Raw genomic sequence first — 17617 nt, 5'->3', positions numbered from 1 at the left:
GTAACAAGTGCGAATGCGATCCTCTTTATCTATGGCCTACAGTGCTCATTTCGTACTGCCTTCATTGAGTATTTTATCTTCTAATTGTGATTTGTACTTAGGTGAATCAGTGAGTCCAGCTGCTTCTGTAAGTAATGTTATATAATCATTTAAACCGGTTTCTCGATGAATATCGCTCTTAACTTCCAAGAATGCAGCTTTAAAGGTTTCTGGGTAACTTTCTAGTTTCTCAATCCCTGTATCAATATTCGCTAATGCCTCAGGTATCCTACTTAATCCAATTAGCGATTTTGATAACCAGAAGTAAACAAAAGGATCTTTCTGACTTTGATTCAGAAGAGATAGGCATATTGATTCTGAAGTGTCATAACGTTTTTTTAAACAATATGTTTCAGCTATTCTGCGCAAGTTAAAAGGACTTTGGCTCGGTACTGACTCGTAAAAATCTATAGCTAAACTTAAGTATGCATCGGCTTTTGGTTCGTCAGCTCTCAAACAAATTTTTCCTGCTTCACGATATAAATCACCAATAGAGTTTTTGGTATAATTATCAGGAATAGATGACAAGTGGGGTAATGGTAAATAATTGAATATATCTAAAAATTTTTCAGGGTGGTTATAGGCCCAATCACCAGAAAAAACTCCAAAAGCTCTATATGAGTGATCATAACCAAATGCCATAGCTTCTTTTATTATTAACGCTACAAGGTCTGAGTATTTGCTATTCAACTCACTCTTAAATGCTTTCATTGAACTGCGAGAAACTAGTTCAAAAGAAGCTAGAGCGACAGATATAGATGGACGACTTTCGGTATCCCAAGCGTCTAATATTTCTTCTATTTGTGTTTTTGTATCATCTGCTCTATCTGTTCTAGCATAGATTCGAGCCAATTGGAGTTTGGCTTCATACATGGAAGGGTGTTCTTGGCTTAAAGTAAAAAACTCGATTTCAGCCTCAGGCTCTTGGTTTAACCTAAGTAAACATTTAGCGTAGTGATGCCTAATTAATTTCAGTAATTCCGTATTGCCAACGACAAGGCTTATTAACTCTAAAAATATCGGTAGTATCGGTTCTAACTGATCTTTTGCTAAATCTTCGGATGTTTCTTTATCCAATAAATATAGGTTCTCTATCGATTCGATTAGTGCAGCAACTTGGATTCGATCAATTTCAGGTAAATTATTTTTAACTGCTTCAAATTGTACTGAAGGAGAAGTGATTTCCTCTTTAACTAAAGTTGCCGGGACACTGGCAATCAAATACGAATATAGGTAGATACTCTTCCCTGTTGACTTATAAAGGCTATAAATCAGCTCGTTGTGTCTGTGTGAAACCCGTAAGAAGGAGGACCAGTTTACAGCTTCACTGTTTTCGAGATAGCCTTGTAATAGGTCTGCAATATCTGTCTGACCTGCGTCAATATTTGCTAATGCTGCAAATATGACATCATGAATTTTAAAAAAACCAAGACTTGGTTTGGTTATAATTGTTGATTTGATGAGCTTCTTTATTCCGATTGATTTGATTGAGGCTTTTGCAAAATCATGATCAATAACCTTAGTCTTACATGCCTTTAAAAATGAAAGTTGAGTGGATAAATGTCCTAAGAGATGGCCAAGTAACCGCTCAGTTAGTAACTGGTTTCTATCATCTTCATATTCAGAAATGGCATCGCAGTCACTTTCAATGTCGCTCCAGTCATAGTCATCAGAATGCATATTTGTATTCATTAATGCATAGATGAGCGGGTAGCCACCAACGATATCGTATACTTTGTTAAACAGTTTATCTGGGCAGGGAGTTTCTATTTCATATTCTAATATTTGCTTTGCTACTTCGGTGCTTAGAAGTGGAAGCAGCCAATCTTTTTTATCAATATTATCTCTTCGAGTAACTAGAATTGTAGAACCATTTTCACATAAAGCTTCAAGTTGATTTTGAGATACGGGGGCAAGTAAATCATCAAGCACTAAAAGCACTTTCTTCGAACGTAAAAGCCCAAGAATATTTAAATGGTGACCATTTCTAAACACATCGTAAGTACCAAGATTATTGATGTCCCATAATTCTGAAGCGTCTAACCAAAGAGATATATCAAACTCATTTTTTATTGAGTTAGCAATAGCTGCTGATAGATTAGATTTTCCTGTCCCACTAAACCCAACAATAACTACTGAGTTACCAGCAAGTAATTGGCTTGATAATTCACCTTCTATTGTCTCTCTTGCTTGGTAAGAGGCTTCTATTTTTGGAAGAGTTAAGTTAATAGCAGATTCATTACGGATGGTTTGGACCGATGGGAGGAAATGAGCTAGACGTTCAGTAACAGTCTCATCGAATAACAAGTCATCGACGATATACTCGGCTGTTTTACGTGCATCCCAAATTATCAGCTCAACAACGTTGTTAGATGCAGTATTTGATATCAACTCGGTGACTTGTCGCTGTCTGATTGGTGGACACACTCGATTGCTTAATAAAAATAAAGTTTCTAAGGTTGCGGAGTAGTGATTGAGAGCATGAGTTTTATCATTTTCTATTTTACTAAAATCGCTGAAGTAATTGGCATCGGAACTATATTCACAAACTAGCTTTCCACATGTAGAAAATGTATCAACTACGTGACCTACAGGAGCCCCTGATAAATTAGTGCCCCTATGATTTAACTCATAATCACCAAAATAATGTTCTACGATAATGTAACCGAACTGCTCAAACCTAGCACCAGTTAACACTTCGGCCATTTCAGTCGTTATCCTAGCAATATACGCATTTCTCAATTCTTGCTTCATGTACTACTCCATGTATCAGCCAATTTATGAAAACAGAAGGTTCTAACTTTTGGTTGAACGACATAAAGTGCTCAACATCTCTTTACCATGACTAACAATTTCAGTCTCGCCCCAATTGCCTTTGTCTTCAACTAACTTAATCATTTGATAAAGTTTTAAGCTATCAATGCGCTTCTGTTTTATATTCGCGGCAAAGTGAGCGAGTTTAGCCTTAGGGGGAAAGTTGCTTAAGCGTGAGTTTTTACTGTGGCTAATTAGACACAAGTTACCGAACTCGTGAAGAGCATCGGTTTCTAAAGGTAGAAAACCATCCATCGGATGTTGAGGGTAGAAGTGCTCTACAGAGCTACGAAAGGTAAATTCAAATTCAGTTACCACCGCATCTTGGCCTTTCCCTTTACGCCAAAGTAGAAAATCCAAATAATTGAAGACGAAATTGTTTTCAATTTCCCCAAAGCGAAGCTTATCGACATTAATATCTTCAGTTGTAATGTTTCTAGGGAAAACATTTTTCTTGGTTTTATAGATCATCTCGTAATATGACTTACTCTCGCCAACAGCCAAAAAGCGATCAAAGACAAAACGCTTAGCGGTTCTTCTTAGATGTTTTAAATACTTTGTGGCATCAACAGACTCTTGCTGATAAAGAAAGTACAGTGCGGCGTTTAACCAATGTTTGTACACCAACGTTGGTGTTGACACATGAAAAGCCGCTAACAACATTAAACACTGGCGATTAATACCGTCGTAACCATCTTCACTGTCTTCAAATTCATTTCCAGTATCGTCATCAAGGCTATTGATAAAGCTTTGGCTTTCTTTCGAGTACCACTTTAACCGCTTAAGGCTCCAACCATCCTTACCTTGGCTATACTCGCGTTTAATGATGTATTGGTCGAACAAATATTTGCATTTAAGCAAAGCAAATATGAATGCTTTAACCTGTTCAATCGGTTCCTCAGTTTTTAATAAGTGGCTATCAAATTGTGCTATGAGCTGTTTATCATCTAAGGCAATATCTTGCTGGGTATACACTCTTAGCACATGCAGTAAAAAGTTAGAAAAGTTAATAACACTATTGAATCTATCTGGCACATCTTCTTTATTGCTTGCTTTTGTACTGCTATTTGCTAAAGGCTTTTTAACTATTTCGGCTAGAGAAAAGGCATTGGTATTATTGATGTCAGCATCATGGGTTAAACTGCTCACTAAGTCATCAAAATCTACCGCTGAAAATTGCCCCCAATCATCTTTACCAAATAAGGTATGGCGTTCATTGGGTGAAAAACCATATTGAATATAGCGTTCCATATTCGCGCAGCCTTCCCATACCTTTTGCAGTGTATTGATGCTTTGCTGCTTATCCACTTTATCTTCTATGGTATTCAGTACCGACATCATTTTTGCTTTAAGCACTTCATGCTTTTCTAATTGCTCGCCGCGATTGTTCATCACTTCGAAATAGTGATTTAAGTCGGTGTCTTTGGGCACATCAACACGCATAATTTGCACGTTGTGAAAAAGATAGTAGGTAAAATCATTTAAGGAGATGGTCGTTAATTGCTTTAACGCTTTTTTGATCAGCGAATAGCCGTTAACTATGCCTTCGTTATACTCTTCTCCATTGAGTAAATGTATGGCCTTACGTTGTGATAAGGCTAAAAAGGTATCAGTGGATTTAGGTCGGCTTTCAAAAGCAATATTGAGTTGCTGGTACCATTCCATGCTCACGCTAGCAGTAGAATCAAGAGCCGAGCTTTTAAGATACGTTGCGATAAGCGATAAAGTGGTAAAGCGCTGCTGACCATCAATGATTTCAAAGCTACCGTCTGTACGTTCAAATACAACTAAGGTGCCAATGTAATAGCGAGCATTACCTTTTTGCTGATAATCAACGACATCTTGAATAAGCTGATTGATTTCACCCTCACCCCAGGCATAGTTCCTTTGATACATGGGAACAATATAGGTCGCGCTATCACTGAGTAACTGTTTAATCGAGAGCTCTTTAATCTCATCGCAATCATTGTTTAGGCTTGTGACATTACTCATAGTAGTTCATCCCTTTAAACAGCTTCACCAGAGGATCTTTAGCTGCGTTCCCTTTTCGTGCATTATTCTTATTATCGGCATCGGTTAAGGTACTAAGCGCAATCGTCAGTACATCAGAAGGCGTTGTTGCATCTTTTATCGTACGAAATAAATTACGCGACAATACATAGTTATCCATGGTTGCTAACTGCAATACTTGCTGTTTTATGCGTAGTGAATACGCCCAGATAAAGATTTTTTCAATGGCCGTTGAAAGTGAGGCATCACCAAACTTATCAATGTAAAATATCAGCGCACAATCAAACATAGATCTTACGTAGCCATCGCCAGTACGTGTGCGAGCTGAATAGCTATTTAAGGTGTTCAAAATATCCTGTGCATGGTCAGTTAGTTTATGCCCTGACAAATACTCAGATGCACCGTGCTCCTCACTCACAATTGCACTGACTTGGTTTTGGTAATGCGCAGCCATTTCAAAAAAACGACGGCCGTTAATAATCATCTGATCGAGATGAAATGGGAAGGTTTTATACTGACCATCAATTTTTCTATGATACTGCTGGTTATATTCATCAACATAGTGATGAGTAATACGCAGCGATTCTACATAGGGGAAGTGGTCAATGCGGTCTATATTGACTCCTTTAAACAGCACTACTTCATTTTTGCCAAAGTAACGCGCGGAATGACCCAATGCCCATTGGCGAATACGATATAAATACTCAGCAAATAACGCGGCAAGCTCATCGCTTTCTAGCGCTTCCCAACTAGCAACAGTTGTGCCTTTTAGCTCATTTTCAGCATCACTAAATTCACGTAAGTGAAAAGCTTTGAGTAAATCATGTGGCTCTAAATCTCTACCTCGGGCATTTTGTGAATCAAAAAACTGAAAAGCTTCAGAAATGTCGGTAAGGGTAAAAACCACCACTTCACACTTGTTTAATAAAAATTCGATATGACTTTCAGTAAACTCATGGCGGCTGACTAAGCGTTTAACCTCTAGATAATTTTGATGCAGATTACGCTGGCTTATTTCGCTTTCGAACTGCTGGTTTTGCATAAAGTCATCGACACACTCTTTTAAGGTTGTCAGTTTTTCAGCTAAGTCTTGCCGCTCAAGCGTATCTAACCGCTGCTCAATAATGGCATGTACTGCCAGCACCAAGGTTAATGTGCGTTGTTGACCATCAACAATATTTAGGGTGACAGCATTGTCATGCTCTTGTTGAGAGTCTTGGTGAAATACCACAGTACCTAAACGATAAGCCGACTGCCGTTGATGGACGTCAAAATCTTGAAACAGCTGATTAATATTACGTGCGGTCCATTTATAGGGACGCTGGTAAGTCGGAATTGTTAAGTTAGCCAATTGCAATAACTGGCTAACATTGATGATGTCCTTATCTAAAGCTTCAGCCATTTATGCCTCTCCGACCTGTACAGCTTGTTTATCAAACGGCAAGCGGGTTCTGCCTGTTAGCAGCTCTTGCATCATGCCTTGTTTGATTTGGCGGGTTTTGCTTAGGCGTTGGCTTAAGGCTTGAAGCTCTTCATCCATATCTGAGAGGATGGCGGCGATGGCGGTTTGTTCTTTAAGTTTAGGAAAAGGTATTCTATATTTCCTCAAACTACTTACCAACACACTAGGCTGACTAGTTGTGGCAGTAAACCGTTCAACTTCTTTCAGTGCCATCTCACTCATCAGGTAATAACATAGATATTCTGGATGAAGTTTCGATGATATAGGTGAGATTCGAGCAATATTTTGTTGTATGTGATATTTATTATCTTCATAAATAACTGCCGCATTACCAATAGAGCCAACACACGGATATATAACATCACCTTTGGTTAGTTTCGAACGTTTTAATTTTTTTGATAATGAATCAGTAATCCTGGTTAAATCACGATTGATTAAGGTGTTTTTACCTATATTAAAACCTCTCAGAGCAATGATTCCCCCCTTTGGATCTTCTTTCCACATACTTGTGTATTCAGCGCCAGCTAATCTAGAGATAATTGATAGTTCATCAAGTAATTTAACCTCCCAATCCTCAGGTATCCCACCGAGTTCGCTGGATTTGGTGCCTTTCAGTTGGCCTTTAACTGTATCTTCTAGTTCGCCTTCAGAATCAGCAGATTCTTGATGATAACCGAAGGCCGGTAAGCGGGTCTTGCCTGTGAGCAGTTGCTGCATAGTGGCAGTTTTAATCGCCTGTTTTTTAGCGATGTGTTTTTCTAACTCGCTCAGCAAGGCATCTACATCCGACAGGGCATTGGCTATTGCGGTTTGTTCTTCAATTGATGGAATTGCTGTTCTAATCTTTCGTATAGCCTCAAGGTTCATACCTGCTTTTGCACCTTGATCAGCGGAACCTTTAAACAGCTTTTGTACGTTTTCAGATGACAAAAAATGTGCAACAAATTGTGAGTTAACTTCTAGCTTATCGAACCGAACAAGTGCAATATGCTGATTAATGAATGCAGGTTTAGCTAACTTTTCATTTATATAGCTGCAAATTCCGATATCTGCAGTAATAGAGATCAGAATATCCCCATTTTCAAGAGATGTACGTTTTCCTTCGGATGACTGCTCAGGTAATAAAACAAACTTCGTATTTGTCATATCTAGATCGACAGATTCACGCGACATGTTTGTTATTCTTACAAAAGGGTCACCATGTGCTGAATAGAAAGTAGCCCAACCTCTTGAACCGCTTGTCACAAATGGGCGTAGCTCACCAATCGAAAGACATTGCCAGTCCACGGGTATCACCCCAACGTCAGTCTGCTGATACCCATCAGGTATTACTTGGTTTGAAGCTAATTGACTCATAACGTCCACTCCAAACCCATTGCTTTCAGGTGGATTGAAACTTTGTCACTCAAGTCATCTATCGATTGAGTTAATGCTGGAAGTGGTGCGCTGTAACGTTCTTCTAACTGTTTAACGCGGTTAGCCATTTGCTGCGTGACACGCTCAATTTCAGCGATGATGTTGTGTTGTAGCTTGGCGAGCCATTTATCTTCAACAATCAGATTTTTCACTTCATTAATATTGAGTTTTGGGTATTGGTTAAATACGGCTAAATCGAGCGCTTCTTGAGCTTCTTTGACCATTTTTTTAGCTGCTGTATCTGCATTAAATAACTTGGTGGCCTGCTTAAGTCCTTTTAGTTCTTCAATATCAGTTGCGCGCTTAGTACGTGCCGCTACGCTCGCTTTGGTGATTTTGTCTTTGTCGTTAATGGCTTCGACTAATAATCCCTCTTCAGCACCATGTTCTTCAAGATAGTTTTCAAGGGCTTGGGTCGCTGCATCTTGTTTAGCTTGTAGCTCGTCAATGGCGCTTTGTTGTTTGGCAAAGTAACGCGCTACGATTAGGTTAGGTGGAATAAGCTCGGCTTTGTACTTCTTCTTAGCAATCACTAAATCTGGTATTTCTTTACTCTTGTTGCTAGATGTCTCGCCTTTAATGGCCACCAGCTCACGCAAAACTTTTCCTGCTTTCCAATCGTCTTGAATGAGCACGTAGACGTCGTCTTGCATGGTATCGCCCCAGTAATCCATCAATATCTGATAGATATCGTACTTACTCAGTAAATCACTGTTGGCGTAACTTGCTAATAAGCTCTCTGAGATTTCATTAATCAGTTCTTTAGGGCTGTCGTCTTGCGCTATTTCTGGTAGTGCTGCGTTTGTTAACCAAGCTTTAAATGGCAGTAGGCTACGGCTAGCAAAGTGTTTAAATTCGGCGTGGGCCAGAATAATGGGTTTCACTTTGTTGGCCGCTATTAAGCCATAGCTATAGCCCTCACGTTCTGGCTTAAATAACGTAGCGCGAATGTTTGGAAATACCTGCCAGTAATGTTCAAGTGCATCGATATCTTTATTAGGAATGCCGCCTTGCAGGTGAGCACTTAGGTCGTGCAAGTCTTCTGGCTCGCTTGAATCAATATAACGGGGAATATTAAGGTTGTAGTCGTTGCTGGCAATTTCATCAATGGTGACTAAGCGGCTAAAGCGTTCTAACTCGAGCCCTTTATTAAACACATCGACGACTTTGTGAATATCTTGGCTGCGTAAGCGGTTTTTATTACCGTCTTTAATAAACCCTTTGCTGGCATCGATCATAAAGATTGAACGGCCTTCGATATGACCATCTGCTGATGCTGCGGCTTTTTGTGAGTGTTCTTTATCAATCACAATAATACAAGCAGGAATGCCCGTGCCGTAGAACAAGTTAGCAGGTAGGCCTATTATACCTTTAATGTAGCCTTGCTTAATAAGGTTCTCACGAATGTCAGATTCTGCATTGCCACGGAATAACACCCCATGTGGCAAAATCACCGCACCTTTACCAGTGCTTTTTAAGCTGGTGATAATGTGCAGTAAGAAGGTGTAATCACCGTTCTTCTCTGGTGGAGTACCCCAGATGAAGCGTTTATATAAATCTTCTTTTGGGTTTAAACCACTGGTCCAGTTTTTATTAGAAAACGGCGGGTTAGCGACTGCAAAGTCAAAGGTCTTTAGCTTATCGGCAGCGTCTTTCCATTGAGGGTTGGCGAGTGTATTTCCTTGGGTAATTTTTGCAGTAGCATTGTTATGCAAAATCATGTTCATTCGCGCTAATGCGCTGGTGGCATTGTCCATCTCTTGCCCGAAGATAGACAGCCCGCGTGGGGCTTCATCGCTGGCTTTTAGTAGCAGAGAGCCAGAACCACAGGTCGGGTCGTAAACGGTTGCATCTTGCTGTGTGTCTTTTCTAATGCCAACGACTTTAGCTAGAATTTGAGAGACTTCTGAAGGTGTATAGAACTGGCCTTTAGATTTGCCAGACTCTGTTGCAAAGTGGCGCATTAAATATTCATAAGCGTCACCGAGTAAATCGTCACCATCGGCATGATTGTCTGATAGGTCTAAGCCTTGGAAGATACCCACTAGCTTAGTGAGACGGTCAACCATCTCTTTACCCTTGCCTAACTTATCTTCATCGTTGAAATCGGCAACATCTATAACGCCTTTGAGATCATTCTCTTCAGCAAGGCTTGCGATGATTTTATTGATACCGTCGCCAATCTCTTTATCACTCTTAAGCTCTACCATGTCATCAAAGCTAGCGCCCGTTGGTACGACAATCATGCCATATGGGTCGCCTTTAAATTTGTCTGAAACGTACTTCATAAACAACATAGTGAGTACGTAATCTTTGTATTGACTGGCGTCCATACCGCCGCGCAGTTCGTCACAACTTGCCCAAAGAGAGGAATAGAGTTCTGTTTTTTTAATGGCCATGTTTAATAAACCTTAGAGGAAACTTTAATAAGAGTTGGGCTGTTATAAATTGTCGGTGTTTAAGCCTGCAGCTTTAAGGCGTGCCGTTAAGTTACGCATTTTGCTGAATTCAGTACCAAAGCTGCTTTTAAGGCCGACACCTTCGCAGAACTCCTTGGCTGTGATGCTTTTGAGCTCATCTGCATACTTGATCATTTGTAGGTGCATCTCAGCAGTATATTGGTTGCGAGGGGCTTCATCGAGTGCATGCTTGATGCTGTCGAAGATGGCTTGTTCAGTCATGTTATAGCGCCTTTGATATACACGTTATTACGTTTGTATTAGCTAATTTATATAAATTATATAATTAAGCAATACGTATCTTCCATTAATTGTTTAGCCTGTGTTTAAGGTCAATCTAGGCGTCATTCTAAAAGTGTCTATGAGTTGTATGTAGTTGATGATTAGCAGGCATTACAAGAGCTTTCTGATTTCTTTGAGTTGTTTCTTGAATGCTTTTTGTTCAGGACTTGGATAATCCCGTCCTGAGTAAAAAGCGCCTTTCTTACTTGTAGTCCTTGCGAGCATTTGAATCTCATTATCGTGCTCGGCTTTTGAACCTGAATATCTATGGTAATTAGGGGCTGGGTAGATGGGTGTGTAAATATGAAATTTTAGGTGTTGGGCGGCTGTATCTTTGTAGTAATGGTCTAGTGCTGATTGGACGGTAAGTAGTGCATCTGCACCATCATGCTTAGCTATATAGTATTTGCTCATCTCTAGCTCTACTCGATACTCTTTAACAATGTTTATCACTTCGTCATTGAGTTCAGTTGATGTGATATTACTGAGATCAATTAAGCGAAAGTAAGCTGAGATGGCGTTTTCAATATCTGTCTTTTTGATTTTCATCTCGAAGTGATTGTTAAAGTACCAGGTAAAGCTATTGAGTAATGCGTTAACGCGCACAGCAAGCTTTCCTTCTTTGGTCTTTGCACCAGTAGAGCGCCCACCATGTAGCTTACAGCGGCCATTTGTCTTATTGCCGTAGCGTTGGCATGGCTGTCCACTTCTGGTCTTAGCACCGCATTTTGGCAGGCTCTCTAGGTTGAATTTAGCCATTACAGCTCCTGTTTTTAGTGACCATTTAAGTGATCACCTTTTATTATTTCTTCGGTTCATGGGCTTTGTTTTGCATTCTGATAAAACTGGTAAGGCTTTGAGCACTCTATTTTCACAAGCCCCCGGTGTAACTTGTTTCATGCTGTTTATATGTGCTGAATGCCTTCGCTATTGATGACCTATCTGATCAAGTTAATTGTGATCACTCTTCGGTTCATGGAGTGCTACTAGAGTGATCACTATTAGATTTAATAGTGATCACGTCCTCAGACAGTTCATTGACCAATGCATTCTTGTATCGATAAGTTTGCCTGTTCTGTATTGTGGAAGAGGGAGTAGTCAGATGGTTTAAACTGGTGGTTTTTGAGGCGATACACTCTTTTAGCCGCTGAGAGTGAGGCTTGGTATTAAACCAAGCATATTTTGATGACTTACTAGTCTTGGTTCTAGACTCTGACTCTGTTGTTTGAGTAACCTCAAATGCCTGCTTTCGTCTATTTATCTCTAATGTGATGTATGGGTCCACCAGCATTAAGTCATTGGTAGGATCAAAGGTCTTTGCTGGTGGGAGCTTATTACTTAAGAAGCCTTTAGCATTACCATTGAGTTCTTTGGTGTGTTCTTTAGCCAGATAGCTTGATCGGTAAATAGCATGTTTGAGCGAGGTTTTATTGCCTCTATGCACTATGCAGAAAGGATTGTCGACAAATGACACGGTGCCATTAGCATGCATCTCCCACATAGCTTTAACTAATGAGAGTATTCGGTTGGAATGGTTAATTTTATGAGCGCTAAGCATGAGTTCGAGATGGTAATGCTCTAGATCTGAAGTTTCTTGTTCTCTGGCACAATGATAAATAACCTTACTTTCGTATTCGCCAGATAGGAATGTTATTAGTCGCTCTAAGAACAGCCTAATGACTTTGTTGTCTGCCGAGTAAGTATTCGGGTGCAGCTCAATTCTGACAACGAATACTCGACTGTAATGACTAAGCATAATTTCGTAATCAGAGATAATGGTGTTGACCATCTTTTTGTTTAAGGACTTTTGTTTAGGCTTGAAGACATGATAAGCATGGTCCTTGTAAGCGGCTAAACTTGAGTTGTGTTGATTGATACAAAAAAAGCGCTTGGATGACTTAGCGAAAGGTTTGTATAAATTACGTTGTTTGGTTTTAATCGACATCATTAGTATTCTTAAAGTTAGACATTTGGTTGGTATGGTGACGGTATATTATTTAATATCCGCCGTACTGAGTTGTCGGTTTAAGCCTGGACTATGCACCATGTCTGGGTTTTAAGGCTTTTCAGTTTGCAGCCACGTGTGTGGTCATTAGTTCAAAGTGTGTCAGCTACTTTGATAAAAAAAGCAGGTGTTAACCTGCTTCTAAAGCCTATAGATGACTTAAGATGTAAGCCATTTATCTATGTCAGATAACTTCCAGTAGTTCGTACCTTTATGAGTGAACCATGCTGGTGGCAAGCTCCCACTTATAACTAATCGATGCAGAGTGGTAATACTTACATTTAGATAGTGATAAATATCTGATAGCGTTAATAATGGCTCATAGGCTATAGCTGTTGATTTCATGATCTCTCCCTAACCGCTGATTGCTGATTTTTTATTAGATAAAGGTGGTGAGCTTTTTTAATATCTTTGAAAATCCAGTAAGACTTATTGCCCTGCTTAGTGACTGGAGAGGGGTACTCACCCGAACTCACTCTACGGTATAGTGTTGAGCGGCTTATATCACCGAGCAGCCGAAGAACCTGAGCCCTATTTACTTGTCGGTTCTCATCAATATACATTTCAAGATGGTCAATGTGATTTTGAGTCATATAGTTCACTACCTTAAATTTGTAGACGGACGGGAAGATACCCATTCATTTAGCTCTGATAATAGCCAACCTACTAGGTTACTTTGTGGGTATAACTGGCGACGCTTTGGGAAAAGGCCTCTACGCTCAAGCCTCCAAGCAGTGCATCGTGAAATTGAAGTGATGCTTTTGCGCTCGGCTTCGCGAATGATGCGGTCTGGCGATTTGGTTTGTGATGTTGAACTTGATATTTTCATGGTCACTCCTGTTTAAGATTATCTCTGTATGTTTCAGGAGTGACTTTGCTGTTTTGAGGATGACTAATAGATAGCTCTCTGTGAGCCCTTTGCTTATTTTGTAATTAATTGCTTTATGTAAGGCTTATATGTTTTATTGAACGATCTTCTATCTATATGTTTATAATCATGTTTTGTCGAGCCTGACCAGTTTGTATGAGGTGTGATAGCTTTGAGGCAAATGTTTATAAAATCTTTAAATATTTCTGACTTTCTATCCTTGGGGTAGCCGATCTTGTGTTCATTGCACAGCATTTCAATATAATCTATCAGTAAACTAGGCTTAAAAGGATGGTTACTTTCAACACTATAGAAATGTGAAAGCACTTTTTGTGTTAGTTCGAGTGCCTTGGCATATTTTTGATTATATTTATTAATCGACTTTAGCTGTTCAGCCTGCATTTTTGCTTTACCTGCCTCGTTAAAATAAGAGTTATTCATCTCTTGATTATGAGCACCAACAAGCAAGCCTAGCGTAAATTTAGCCTGCTCTGATTTTTCATGGGATTGACTTAAGGCTTTGATATCGTCGAGTTGAAATTTGTTTTCTTGAGGGAAATTAATGAGCTTATTTTGAAGTCGTTCTAATTCCTCATATAAGAACTGTATGTATGCTAGTTGGTGTTTTATCTTTTGAAAACTTGTTGGGTATTCTGTCGGTGTTGGTATTCCATTGATGTTTTCAATGTGATGTACGGTTAATGGAATAGAGAGTCTATTCAATCTTGAAAATTCACTTACAAATTGATTAAGAAAATCACGTCCAACAGGTTCAATGTTTAGCTGATCTTGGCTAGTGAATTGTTCAAAATTAAAAACTTTATCGAAATTTTTAGCTATTCTATTCTCAAGTTTTTTTGACATTTTTTGATCTCTGCAAGTTTAGTGTTGTTGGAATAATCACGCTTAATAAAAGGGGTTATGTTTTTATGAGTGTCATTGATAAGAGGCGACTAATAGAACCGCCAATTCGCATAAAGCCTCTCTTCGTTCCTCTAAGTAGTCATGCGGGTTAATAACTTCTCTATACCTTTTAGTTTGAGATTGGGGTAGCGCTCAAGCTATATGAGGAAGTACTAATAGGTGGATTCACGAATATAGGATGAAGTGAAAGGGCAAGTTAATTAGGTTAAAATTATCCGCTTTTCTCACTTAGCTCTATTTTTTACAGAAAGAGTTGAGAGAGGTATCTCTACACCAAATGAGGAGGGCTTCTCATTTTCATTTTTATAACAAGACCATTTACCACCAATAATCAGTAAATTGTAGAAAGCTGAAGACTGACCATCATCTTTTGTAGCATAGACCCCAGATGTATCCTCAAGGAGTTCACAACCTCGGAGATTGTTAACTCTGCAAAGTTTCAGGTTGCCTTGATATCCAAGAGAAATTAGTTGTTCTGCAATGTGTCTTAGATATCCAACAACGTAATCACCAAACCACTGTCTTCTCGCTATACTGTTACCTTTTAAAGGGTGATCAAATTGGAAGTCGAATTCTCGGATGACAATATCCACGAATTTATTGTTAAAATGATAAGTGCCGTAGACTTTCAATCCAAGAGCGGTTGGTTTAATCCAAGGGTTGGCATAATTACGCGAATCTGGCTTATTAGACCTTTGCAGGAGAACGGTAGAAACCGAGTCATCAAGGAATTCAATAAGCTTAATAACAGAAGCTGAATCTGACCAGTCAGCTTCAGTATCTTTGCAAAGCATACCTGAGACAACATCACGAGAGAGCCGGTAAAGTTTTCCTTTTGCTATTTTGGATAATACCGAAGACTCTAGGTGAATAATTGGATTGATGTGCTCACGTATTGCTTGTATATGTGGTTCTAGAAGTGGAACAAGCTTCTGTAAATCACTGACACTTGGAGTTGATATGTACTTACCTAGCTCTTCTGTAATTTCTAAGCCGGACTTATCGCAAAGCTCACGGAAATCGAAACAGCTATACATGTAGGCAACAGACTCTTTTGCATGAGAAAGCTTGATATTTAGAGTTCTTGATATGTACTTTGCATGAGCCTTTGCTTGGCTCACTGAAGGGTATTTGGTCATAATAAAGCATCCGATTAATACTGCGTGCTCACATTCCGCAGTGGAAGATACTAAATTATTTTGTGAAGTGGTTTTATTACTTCGTGCTGCATTTCGCTTTGTCCGTGAGCTGACAGGTCGCACATAACCTTACGATAATTAACTTACAGTCACGTCCAAATTATGTCAACACCATTTCAGAAAAAAGCAGTATGGGAATGAAGTCCAGTTTAGTTTTAGGCATAGTTTTGTTTATGCAGAAGAACGGATTGCATATCATGACTTAGCGAATTATCACTACGAAAACAGCACTCAAATGAGTGCTGTTTTCGTTTAGGATTTTTATTAGCGGTACTGAGTTTTGCGGTACTTTTTCCAGTTTCGCTGCTCTTTCGTTAGGTAACTGTTTGACGTATCAATACCGTGTGGGAAGCAGTGGGAACACCCCATATCTTCACCAACACAGATACGTGAAATATGTCTACCTGAAACTTTACGGGGTAATGTTGCCAGTCCAGCTTCATTGATACCGTAAAAACGGATAAGTCGAACTTCTTTTTTCATCTCTCTCTCCTAGGTGATACCTAGAACAGAGCCCCTTTTTTAAATCGAATTAGCATTAATGCTCCCATGTCGGTAGTTCATTAAGTTTGCTTAGATTACTATAATCACAATCGTCATAACACCAAAACTGTAACTCTGTGTAATTGAATTTCATCATGATAATTAGTATTAATACTTTAGTTAGAATTTTTGAGTGATCACTTTTTTGATTAGTTTAGTTTTATGATCACTTCCAATTAAACTGTATGCGATTAACTATATGATTAGTATGGGATTGGTAGAGAGTGTAGAGCTGTGGGTGTCATTGACAAGAGGAGCTAATAGACCCGCTAATAGGCGTAAAGCCTCTCTGCGTTCTTCTAAATAGTCATGCTGATTGTAGACACCTTCAATACCTTTTAATTTGTGGTTGAGGCAACGTTCAGCAATATGAGGGGGGACTTTGATCTCAGCTAACAAGCTACGACAGGTTCTACGTAAGTCATGGATGGTGAAGTGTTCAATACCTGCTTGTCCTAGTAAGTTGTCATAGGGTTGTTTATTGCTGTCGACCTTTTTTCCGAAGAGCTTTGCTAAGGCATGGTTTAGTGTGTCGCTAGAGATATAACCACGGCGTTTACTTGCACGTCGTGATGGGAAAACAAACTCCGAACCACCAGCTCTAGCATGAAGTTCTTGAAACCAGTCGATAGTTGGAGGAGGTAGGGGGATAGTAATAGCTACGCCAGTTTTACTTCGTTCTTTTGGCATATGCCAAAGCTGATTGTTAAAATCCAATTCACGCCACTGAGCCGCGATTAGCTCCCCTTTTCGAACGCCTAATGAGAGTAATAAAGCAACTGCTAAGTAGTTGTCTCTTGTAAATATTTGGTGGTTGTCTCTTAATACTTTGAATAAACTAACGAGCTCTGAAACTTTTAGTGCTCTTGTTCTACTTTTTTCTACACCACCAGCATCAATAGGTTTAAAAGCTGTGGCTGGGTTACCAACGATAAGATTAAGTTTACAGGCATGATTAAATAGCTGTTTACAACACAGCAAGGTCTTATTAGAAACGGTAGGGCGGTTACTGGTAGCGACCTTATGAATGATAGTCCTAATATCTAGTGCGTTTACATCTGCAATCCGCAGTGGACCGATGGTTGGTTTAATATCTTTGGTGTACATACGCATTGGAATTTCTGGGTGCTTTAAACGTGAAGCGGTTGTTTGATACCAATCGTCGAAAAGGTCATTGACGGTAATGATGGTCTCTTCTTGTTGACGCTCTCGTTCAGCAAGTGAATCTATACCTTGCTTAGCTAATAACTTAATCTTTGCGGCTTCAGCTCTCGCCTCTACTAAAGGCATCGCTGGGTATACACCACCTTGTAACATCATAGAGCGGCGCTTACCGTTAATGCTGTAACGAACCTCCCAGTAAGCGACGCCTTCAGTCTGTACTCGGATATAGAGTCCATCACCTACAGCCTTACGTCCTAGCTCTTTGCTTTTTAAAAAAGACTTTATCTGCTTATCGTTCATTTGCTCAAGTCCAAATTGGTGACTAACTTATTTTAAAGTGGTGACTAATCTATTTAGTCACCATTTTAGTCCCACTTATGGTGAAACAATAGCAAACAATCTGAAACAAGTAAAAACAAGGTAGAAATAAAA

The 17617-nt window shown here is 39.4% G+C and carries 14 protein-coding genes; all 14 read right to left on the bottom strand.

Annotated features, from left to right (window positions below):
• Positions 1 to 45 precede the first annotated feature (45 nt).
• The gene (locus JK628_RS21370) at positions 46 to 2793 is read right to left on the bottom strand and encodes an NB-ARC domain-containing protein (RefSeq protein ID WP_202286907.1); all 2748 of its coding nucleotides are present in this window, start codon (positions 2791 to 2793) and stop codon (positions 46 to 48) included.
• A 42-nt stretch (positions 2794 to 2835) separates the two neighbouring features.
• On the bottom strand, positions 2836 to 4845 hold the full coding sequence (locus JK628_RS21365) for a DUF262 domain-containing protein (RefSeq protein ID WP_202286906.1): 2010 nt from the start codon (positions 4843 to 4845) through the stop codon (positions 2836 to 2838).
• A complete protein-coding gene (locus tag JK628_RS21360) occupies positions 4838 to 6265 on the bottom strand; it encodes a DUF262 domain-containing protein (RefSeq protein WP_202286905.1) in 1428 nt (475 codons plus the stop codon). Before JK628_RS21360 ends, JK628_RS21365 begins: the two co-directional genes overlap by 8 nt.
• Positions 6266 to 7681 carry a restriction endonuclease subunit S gene (locus JK628_RS21355; RefSeq protein ID WP_202286904.1) on the bottom strand — a complete coding sequence of 472 codons (1416 nt, stop codon included), beginning with the start codon at positions 7679 to 7681 and terminating at the stop codon, positions 6266 to 6268.
• Positions 7678 to 10140: a type I restriction-modification system subunit M gene (locus JK628_RS21350; RefSeq protein WP_202286903.1), complete on the bottom strand. Its 2463-nt coding sequence runs from the start codon at positions 10138 to 10140 to the stop codon at positions 7678 to 7680. The genes JK628_RS21355 and JK628_RS21350 overlap by 4 nt, the downstream gene beginning before the upstream one ends.
• A 42-nt stretch (positions 10141 to 10182) precedes the next feature.
• Positions 10183 to 10422: an HTH-like domain-containing protein gene (locus tag JK628_RS21345; protein WP_202286902.1), complete on the bottom strand. Its 240-nt coding sequence runs from the start codon at positions 10420 to 10422 to the stop codon at positions 10183 to 10185.
• A gap of 171 nt (positions 10423 to 10593) precedes the next feature.
• Positions 10594 to 11241, bottom strand: coding sequence for an HGGxSTG domain-containing protein (locus JK628_RS21340; RefSeq protein WP_202286901.1), 648 nt, complete (start codon positions 11239 to 11241; stop codon positions 10594 to 10596).
• A 214-nt stretch (positions 11242 to 11455) separates the two neighbouring features.
• Entirely contained in the window at positions 11456 to 12430 is a 975-nt protein-coding gene (locus JK628_RS21335) for a YagK/YfjJ domain-containing protein (protein ID WP_202286900.1), read from the bottom strand.
• Positions 12431 to 12646: 216 nt separating this feature from the next.
• Entirely contained in the window at positions 12647 to 12832 is a 186-nt protein-coding gene (locus tag JK628_RS23590; protein WP_202286899.1) for a helix-turn-helix transcriptional regulator, read from the bottom strand.
• A gap of 256 nt (positions 12833 to 13088) precedes the next feature.
• Entirely contained in the window at positions 13089 to 13316 is a 228-nt protein-coding gene (locus tag JK628_RS21325) for a helix-turn-helix transcriptional regulator (protein WP_202286898.1), read from the bottom strand.
• A 93-nt stretch (positions 13317 to 13409) separates the two neighbouring features.
• Positions 13410 to 14219, bottom strand: a complete 810-nt coding sequence (locus tag JK628_RS21320) for a hypothetical protein (protein WP_202286897.1) — start codon at positions 14217 to 14219, stop codon at positions 13410 to 13412.
• Between the two features lie 284 nt (positions 14220 to 14503).
• Positions 14504 to 15418 carry a hypothetical protein gene (locus JK628_RS21315; RefSeq protein ID WP_202286896.1) on the bottom strand — a complete coding sequence of 305 codons (915 nt, stop codon included), beginning with the start codon at positions 15416 to 15418 and terminating at the stop codon, positions 14504 to 14506.
• A 324-nt stretch (positions 15419 to 15742) separates the two neighbouring features.
• Positions 15743 to 15961: a hypothetical protein gene (locus tag JK628_RS21310; RefSeq protein WP_202286895.1), complete on the bottom strand. Its 219-nt coding sequence runs from the start codon at positions 15959 to 15961 to the stop codon at positions 15743 to 15745.
• A 255-nt stretch (positions 15962 to 16216) separates the two neighbouring features.
• Positions 16217 to 17485: a tyrosine-type recombinase/integrase gene (locus tag JK628_RS21305; protein ID WP_202286894.1), complete on the bottom strand. Its 1269-nt coding sequence runs from the start codon at positions 17483 to 17485 to the stop codon at positions 16217 to 16219.
• Positions 17486 to 17617: the final 132 nt, after the last annotated feature.

The sequence above is a fragment of the Shewanella sp. KX20019 genome, assembly GCF_016757755.1.
Taxonomy (GTDB): Bacteria; Pseudomonadota; Gammaproteobacteria; order Enterobacterales; family Shewanellaceae; genus Shewanella.
Note: the sequence above shows the minus strand (reverse complement) of the source record. Positions and strands in the feature narration are given on the sequence as shown.